This window comes from Oscillospiraceae bacterium, assembly GCA_015067255.1.
Lineage (GTDB): Bacteria > Bacillota > Clostridia > Oscillospirales > SIG519 > SIG519.
In genome coordinates, this window is sequence record SVMS01000048.1 from 1 (window position 1) to 7,042 (window position 7,042).

7 protein-coding genes and 2 tRNA genes are annotated in these 7,042 nt (G+C 35.3%); 5 read left to right on the forward strand and 4 right to left on the reverse strand.

Annotated elements, in window-relative coordinates:
* The 4 genes from E7480_08410 to E7480_08425 all read right to left on the reverse strand — a co-directional run.
* Positions 1–1,638: ABC-F family ATP-binding cassette domain-containing protein (locus E7480_08410; GenBank protein ID MBE6904611.1), on the reverse strand; the 1,638-nt coding region annotated here is incomplete at its 3' end.
* An 11-nt stretch (positions 1,639–1,649) separates the two neighbouring features.
* A complete protein-coding gene (gene murD / locus E7480_08415) occupies positions 1,650–2,876 on the reverse strand; it encodes a UDP-N-acetylmuramoyl-L-alanine--D-glutamate ligase (GenBank protein MBE6904612.1) in 1,227 nt (408 codons plus the stop codon).
* Positions 2,869–4,194 carry a hypothetical protein gene (locus E7480_08420; protein ID MBE6904613.1) on the reverse strand — a complete coding sequence of 442 codons (1,326 nt, stop codon included), beginning with the start codon at positions 4,192–4,194 and terminating at the stop codon, positions 2,869–2,871. Before E7480_08420 ends, murD begins: the two co-directional genes overlap by 8 nt.
* 13 nt (positions 4,195–4,207) lie before the next feature.
* On the reverse strand, positions 4,208–4,720 hold the full coding sequence (locus E7480_08425; GenBank protein MBE6904614.1) for a 4'-phosphopantetheinyl transferase superfamily protein: 513 nt from the start codon (positions 4,718–4,720) through the stop codon (positions 4,208–4,210).
* Between the two features lie 122 nt (positions 4,721–4,842).
* Here E7480_08425 and E7480_08430 point away from each other — a divergent pair, with 122 nt between their 5' ends.
* From E7480_08430 to E7480_08450, 5 genes are all read left to right on the forward strand, one after another.
* The gene (locus E7480_08430; GenBank protein MBE6904615.1) at positions 4,843–5,523 is read left to right on the forward strand and encodes an SAM-dependent methyltransferase; all 681 of its coding nucleotides are present in this window, start codon (positions 4,843–4,845) and stop codon (positions 5,521–5,523) included.
* Between the two features lie 83 nt (positions 5,524–5,606).
* The gene (locus E7480_08435; GenBank protein ID MBE6904616.1) at positions 5,607–6,275 is read left to right on the forward strand and encodes a Nif3-like dinuclear metal center hexameric protein; all 669 of its coding nucleotides are present in this window, start codon (positions 5,607–5,609) and stop codon (positions 6,273–6,275) included.
* A gap of 14 nt (positions 6,276–6,289) precedes the next feature.
* On the forward strand, positions 6,290–6,682 hold the full coding sequence (locus tag E7480_08440; GenBank protein ID MBE6904617.1) for a hypothetical protein: 393 nt from the start codon (positions 6,290–6,292) through the stop codon (positions 6,680–6,682).
* A gap of 55 nt (positions 6,683–6,737) precedes the next feature.
* Positions 6,738–6,813, forward strand: a tRNA-Thr gene (locus tag E7480_08445).
* A gap of 26 nt (positions 6,814–6,839) precedes the next feature.
* Positions 6,840–6,924, forward strand: a tRNA-Tyr gene (locus tag E7480_08450).
* The last annotated feature ends 118 nt before the right edge of the window (positions 6,925–7,042 follow it).

Here is a 7,042-nt window from a genome sequence, read left to right on the forward strand (position 1 = left end):
CTGCTGTTTTTTCTGCTTTGAAGGCTCAGTCGGTTTTGAAGCCTTCTCTTGATTTTGATTTTTGATTTTATTTATATAGCTGTCATATCCGCCTAAATAAATCTGAGCACCATCTTTCTCAAGACAAAAAATCTGAGTAGGCACTCTGTTTAAAAGATATCTGTCGTGTGAAACAAGAATAACTGTACCCTCAAATCTAAGCAGAGCTTCTTCGAGAATTTCCTTTGTATACATATCAAGATGGTTTGTAGGCTCGTCAAAAATAAGCACATTTGCCTTTTGAAGCATCAAATCAGCAAAGGCAAGTCTTGCCCTTTCTCCGCCGCTTATAACTCCGCAAGGCTTAAAAACATTCTCTCCGCTTAAAAGCACTCCGCCTAAAGCACTTCTTATTTCGAAATCATTTAATGACTTATGCTTATTCCATAGCGCATCTATAACGGGCATTTTATCGTCATAGCCTGAAAGCTCCTGGTCGTAATAGCCTATCTTTACGTTTTTACCCCATGTAACTTTTCCCTCTTTTATGGGATTTATTTTAAGTATTGTTTTTAAAAAGGCTGTTTTTCCTATTCCGTTTGCGCCTATTACCGCCACCTTTTGTCCCTTTAAAAGATGAAAATCTATATTTTGACAGAGAACATTATCTCCGCCGCAAACACAAAGCCCCGATACGTCAAGCACATCCTTGAACGGCTCTTTATCAAAGGTAAAATTCAGCTTAACCTTTTTCTTTAAAAAGCTCGGTTTTTCGATAATTTCCATTCTTTCAAGCTCGTTTCGACGGCTCTGAGCACTTTTTGTGGTTGATGCTCTTACAATATTTTTTGCTATGTAATCTTCAAGAAATTCTATTTGCTTTTGCTGTGCCTCGTATTCCTTTAATATACGCTGATTTTTTTCTTCTTTTAAAACTACAAATTTCGAATAATTTCCCGGAAAAGAACATAATGTTCTGTCTTCAATTTCCCATATTTCATTTACTGTTTTATCTAAAAAATATCTGTCGTGAGAAACTAAAAGCAATGCGCTTTTATAGGTTGAAAGATAGTCTTCAAGCCAATCCACAGTCTGTAAATCAAGATGGTTTGTAGGCTCGTCAAGAATTAACAGGTCGGGCTTCTGAAGTAACAGCTTTGCCATTTTAAGTCTTGTCTTTTCGCCGCCGCTCAAGGTGGAAACTATATTGTTTTCCATTCCCGAAAAGCCCATACCGTTTATCATAATCTGAGTTTTAACATCGGTATTATAACCGTCGTGCTGTTCAAAATAGGTTGAAAGTGAAGCATATTTTTTTGCCGCACCTTCGTCAGTTGCCATAAGAGCTTCAAGCTGTGTCATTTGCTTTTGAATTTCAATAAGAGGCGCATATGCACTTTTAAGCTCTTCAAAAACAGTACGTGAGCTTTCCAAGCCTCCGCTTTGCTCAAGATATCCTATACTTTTAGATGCATTTATATACATCTCTCCGCTGTCAATATTTATGGCAGAGGTTATTATGTTAAGAAGAGTAGATTTTCCTACTCCGTTTGCACCTATTAAGCCTATTCTGCTTTGATTTTCAATAACAGCATTTATATTTTTCAATATTTCCTTGCCGTTAAAAACCTTAGAAGCATTTGAAATTGATACTATCATCTTTTTTATTCCTATTTTTTAATAAGTTCTTTAAAGGTGTCTCCCCTGTGCTCAAAGCTTTTAAAAAAGCCATAGCTTGCCGCTGCAGGAGAAAGTAAACATACTCCGCCTTTTTTAGTAACCTCTTTTGCTCTTTTTACAGCGCTTTCAAGGTCGCCCACATAAACAGCTCTGCTGTCATTGAGTATTTTTTCTATACGCTTACCCGTATCATACATTAAAAGAATATTTCTTACACTGCTTTCTTTTAAAAACTCAACAAGCTGAGTATAATCAATCCCTCTATCCATACCGCCCAAAATTACGGTATCTGTTTCGGGTAAGCTTTTCAAGGCTTCAATAGCTGTCTGACAAATGGTTGAAATAGAGTCATCATAAAACTCTATTCCGTCATAACAGCCTGCATATTCAAGTCTGTGCGCCAAGCCCTTAAAGCTGCAAACAGAATTTATAAAGTCCTTATCCGAAATTCCTTTATTTTTGCATATGGGATAAATTGCAGATATATTATATAAGTTATGCTCACCTTTAATTTTAAGCTTTTCTTTGGGCACTTGTATTATATCGGGTTCAATTTCTGCTATTTTAAAATTTACATTCTGAGGAACAAGCTCTTTTTTACAAATAAGCATATCTTCCTTTGTCATAAAACGGTAGATATTCTCTTTTGCTTTCTGATATTTTTCAAAAGTGCCGTAATGGTCTAAATGCTCCTCATAAATATTGAGATAAATTGCAATATTAGGAGATGTTTTCACATATTCCAGCTGATGCGACGACATTTCAAAAACTATAGTTGTTTCTTTGTCTATCTCTTCAAGCATATCAAAAGCAGGAACACCTATATTTCCTACCAAAACAGCATTTACATTGTTTTCCTTAAGCACGTGATAAAGCATACTTGCCGTTGTGCTTTTTCCCTTTGTACCTGTTATACCAATAGTCTGATTTTTATAAAATTCTAAAAAAAGCTGTGTCATAGATGTAAGCTTTCCAAAAGGAAACTCATCCCCTAAAACTATACCCGGGCTTTTTACAATCAAGTCATAAGCTTCAAAATCGGGAGCTTCAACATAATTTACCTTTTCGGGAAGCTGAGGGCATATTTTATCAAAAACATCAATTTGCTGAGCAGTATCAGCTTCAAGCAATCTTTTTAAAACTGCTTTTCCCTCTGCTCCGTAGCCCATAATAAGTATTTTTTTGTCGTTTATCTTTTCAACTAAAAACTTAATCAAGTAAATCAACTTCTCTTTTTATAATAGTAGCAAAAATGTCCTCGGGGAATTCACAATCATCTTGATATTGCTTAAGATTTACAAAGCTTTCTTCTTTATTCAGAGATTTATAATACTCTAAAAGAGCTGGAAGCTTCGTGCTTTTCTTAATTGTCATACAAATAGCCGCATTTATTTCATCTCGGCTGCCTACACATTCAAAAGGCTTTTCGGGTATCTTGCCTATAAGTCCGTCAAAGAGTGGCTTTAGAGAAATATCGTCAAGCAAGTTTGCCCCGAAAATACAAGTGAGCTCCTTTTCTGACATAAAGGGAGATAAAATTATATATACAAAAAGACACTTTGCACATTTAGCGCACCATATATCAGTTTTACTTCCCACATTACAGCTTCTGAAAATATCGTGATATTTTGTAAGCTTTGAGAAAATACCTGCTATCTGCAATTCGCAAAGAGGTCTTAAAAATGAGAAGTATTCAACTTCACAATCTATATATTTTTTCTGATAATTTCTTAAATCTCTTTCAAATTCAAGACTTTTTGAATACTGATGATTTACTGTACTGTTTAAAACAGTACTCTCATTTGCAGAAGCTTCGTTTGAAAGAGCAACATATTTTTTATTATTTAAAAAAGCTGTAAGCACCGAAGAAAAAGCAACTATTGCGGAAAAGGGTGTATGTCCGTTTAAAAAGCCCTGTTTATTAAGCTCAAGCATATTTTTATCAAGGGTTCTTTTAACGTTTATGCTGTCTAAACCGCTTACTCTTACAGTATCAAGAGTTGCCTTACGGGGATTGATTATATAGCACTGTAAAGGTATCCCACTTGCCTTTAATAGCTCTATGGAAACAGCTGAGTCCTTGCCTCCGCCCACGGGAATCAAAGCGCCCTCAAGGCTTCTTTTTTGGGAAGATACAGTTATTTTTTGTCCTTTAGATTCAATTTGCATAAAGCTTTCAGGGTCAGCATCTATTTTATTGACATAAAAGAACTCGCCAAGGCCATGAAAATAAAGCTTTTTCCACCATTTAACCATTTCGCTGTCCACAAAGCCTGCTTCTACTGTTACTAAAGGAGAACAGGTTATTTTCCAATAGCTTACAAGCTCTGCCATTCCCAAAGAAAAAACAAGCTTTTCTATTTCACTGCTATTCTTAAAGCTTTTACAGGGAATTTCCCAATGGGGTGTAAACTCACAAAGACCGCTTATCTCAAAAAGATAATCAATGCTTAAAACATCGTCTTTATGCTCGTATTTAAAGCTTTTATAAATAAAATGAGGATACTTTTCTCTCAGCTCTGAAAATTTACTCATTTCAAAAATCCTTTCATAAGTTTTTAACGCAAACTGCTAAAGAAAAATCTTCAATAAATGTATATTCAAAAAATTTACAGCCCTCAATAAAAGGCTTATCATTTTCAAATTTAATTTCAAAATCGCACATTGGAAGTGAAAAACCCTTTCCCAATGCCTTCATATAGCTTTCCTTTAAGGTCCAAAGTCTGAAAAATTCTTTATTTTTATCATTGACAGACATTAAATGCTCATATTCAGATTTTGCAAAAAAACGGCGTGCTACATCTAAATTCTGTTTCTTATGCTTTTGTATATCAACACCTATTTCATAACTGCTCTGTGCCAATACAACATACTGACCGGAATGGGAAATATTAAAAAAGATATTGCTGTTTTTGATGTAGGGCTTTCCTTTTTCATTTTTGAAAAGTTCAGGCTCTTTTTGGAAGTTTTCACTTATAAATAAGTTATAAACCTCTTGCCTGTCTTTCCCTATATAAAGCTTAAACAACGGCTCCTGTATTATACGTACTTTTTCCACTATGAAATCAGTCCAATAAAAATTATTATTTCTATTTTATCATTCATTTTTAAATAATGCAATAAAATATTGTTTTTATTATTGACTTATGTTAAAATATATAATACTGATTTTCAAAAAGGAGGATAAATGTGAAGCTGACACCGAGATTGCTTAAAATTGCACAGCTTGTAAGAAGCGGCAAAAGAGTCTGCGATATAGGTACAGACCACGCTTATCTTCCCGTTTATCTTATTGAGAACGGTATTTGCCCCTCCTGTGTTGCGGCAGATGTGGCAAAAGGACCTTTGAAAAGCGCAGAAAAAACTATTGAAGGCTGTAATTTAACCGATAAAATTTCTACTGTTTTATCTGACGGGTTTGACAATGTTTCTCCCGACAGCTTTGATGATTGTGTTATTGCAGGAATGGGCGGAGAGCTTATCGCTGATATTATAGAGCGTGCTGACTTTTTAAAAGACAACAATCGCAAGCTTATTTTACAGCCTATGAGCAGTATTTTTGAAATGAGATATTATTTATATCATAACGGCTTTACAATAACTGATGCTCATATAGCCGCCGAGGGCCACCGTCTTTATTATATTGCCGAGGTTATTTTCAAAAAACAAAACGAGCCTTTTTCGGAGCATTTTTGTCCCTGTCTTTTAAAGCATATGGACAAAAACGAGCAAAAATACTTAGATTTACAGCTTGAGAAAACAAAAAAAATTATTTTAGGCTTAGAAAAAACAAAAAATACAGATGAGCTTGAATTTATGTATCAGAGATTTAATTTCCTTAAAAGCATTAAGGAGGCTTTATGATTATGAAAACTTTAAAAGAAATTTATGAAATAATAAATAATATTTATCACTCTTCATAAGATGAAGAGTGGGATAATACAGGTATTGAATGCGGAAGGCTTGACAGCCCCGTTGAAAAAATATTAGTAAGTCTTGATATAACAAATGAGGTTATTGAGGAAGCGGACAAACAAGGCTGTCAGCTTATTGTCAGCCATCACCCTCTTGTATTTTCAAAGCTTTCAAATGTAACCGATATTTCATATCCCGAAAATGCCGTAATCTCTCTTATAGAAAAGAAAATCTGTGCAATTTCCTGTCATACAAATCTTGACATAGCTCAAAACGGTGTAAATGATGCCCTTTTCGAAGCGCTTGAGCTTGAAGATAAATCAGAGCTTCCTATAGGCAAAATCGGGACTTCAAAAATAAATGATTTTAAAGAGTTTGCTCTTTTTGTAAAAAAAGCTTTAGGCTGTGACAGTGTTCGTTGTGTTGACTCAAATAAAAAAGTATCTAAGGTTGCCGTAATAGGCGGTGCAGGCGGTTCAGAGATTGAAAATGCAGTTATCAACGGCGCTGACACCATAGTTACCGGAGAAATAAAATACAATGTTCTTATTTACTGTCAGCAAATGGGTATAAATGCAATAGATGCAGGCCATTTTCATACTGAAAGGGTTGTTCTGCCCTATTTGACAAAGGCTTTAAAGCAAGCAACAGGGCTTGAAATTATACAGAGCAATCAACAAAGCTGTTATTTTAACATCTGAAAGGATATTGCTATATGAAAACAGGAAAGGTTATTAAAGTTAATAAAAGCAGCGCAAAGGTTTTTATTCCAAAGGATACCTCTTGCGACGGCTGTCCCTCCTGCAGTGCTTGTACTGCCAAAGGACAAACAGTTCTTGTTTCAAACGAGCTTAATGCAAAAGAGGGCGATTTTGTGCAAATAGATGAGGGAAACGGTCCAAGCATCAGCTTTGCTGCCCTTGCCTTTTTATGTCCTGTTTTGTTGCCTGTAATATTTTATCTTGCTCTTTCAAAAATTTCTGACTTTTTAGCAATTGCAGGAGTTTTTGTTGCACTTATAATATGGGCAATTACTCTTTTTTACGCTAATAAAAAAGTAAAAAATGATGCAAAAATAACAAAAATAATTTCAGGCAAAAAACTTTAAAAAAAATGTTGACAACAGTATTATTATCTGCTATAATAGTCTACGTTGCTAATGCGCTGGTGTAGCTCAGTTGGTAGAGCAGCTGATTTGTAATCAGCAGGTCGGGGGTTCAAGTCCGTCCACCAGCTCCACCTTGTTTTACAAGGAAATTGAATAAGGGAGTGTACCCAAGTGGCCAAAGGGGGCAGACTGTAAATCTGTTGTCTTCGACTTCGGTGGTCCGAATCCACCCGCTCCCACCAAGTGTTGTGGTCTATTTAGATGCCACACAGAAAAGCCTTGAGAAATCAAGGCTTTTCGCATTTTTTACCCCTATTTTTTAAGTTGCAATTTCATAGATGCCAACGACCTACAAGGTGG